Below are 480 nucleotides of genomic sequence, written 5' to 3'. Positions count from 1 at the left end.
CTTCAAAAGAAAAGGCACAGGCTCATATTGATGCTGGTGCAAAGCGTGTATTGATTTCAGCACCTGCTGTTAAGATTCCTACAATTGTTTATGGTGTTAACCAAGATACTTTGACATCAGCTGACACAATTGTTTCTGCTGGTTCCTGCACTACTCAATCATTGGCTCCAATGGCTCGCTTGTTACAAGACAAGTTTGGTATTGAAGTTGGAACCATGACTACTATCCATGCTTATACATCGACCCAAATGATTCTTGATGGACCTCGTAGTTCAAAGAAGCGTACCAACCGTACCGCTGCTTCGAACACAATCCCTCATAGTACTGGTGCTGCCAAGGCAATCGGCTTGGTTGTTCCAGAAGTCGATGGCAAGTTGAATGGCCATGCTCAGCGTGTTGCTGTTGTTGATGGTTCTGTAACTGAATTAACAACTATTTTGTCAAAGAAAGTTACTGCTGAAGAAGTTAACGATGCCTTTA

General features: G+C 42.7%; 1 pseudogene. It reads left to right on the top strand.

The annotated features are described in order from the left end of the window. Window positions 1-480: pseudogene (locus KH893_RS11830) on the top strand (type I glyceraldehyde-3-phosphate dehydrogenase); the annotation flags it as partial.

This window comes from Liquorilactobacillus sicerae (genome assembly GCF_029916425.1).
Lineage (GTDB): Bacteria > Bacillota > Bacilli > Lactobacillales > Lactobacillaceae > Liquorilactobacillus > Liquorilactobacillus sicerae.
This window is presented reverse-complemented; position numbering and strand designations above follow the sequence as displayed.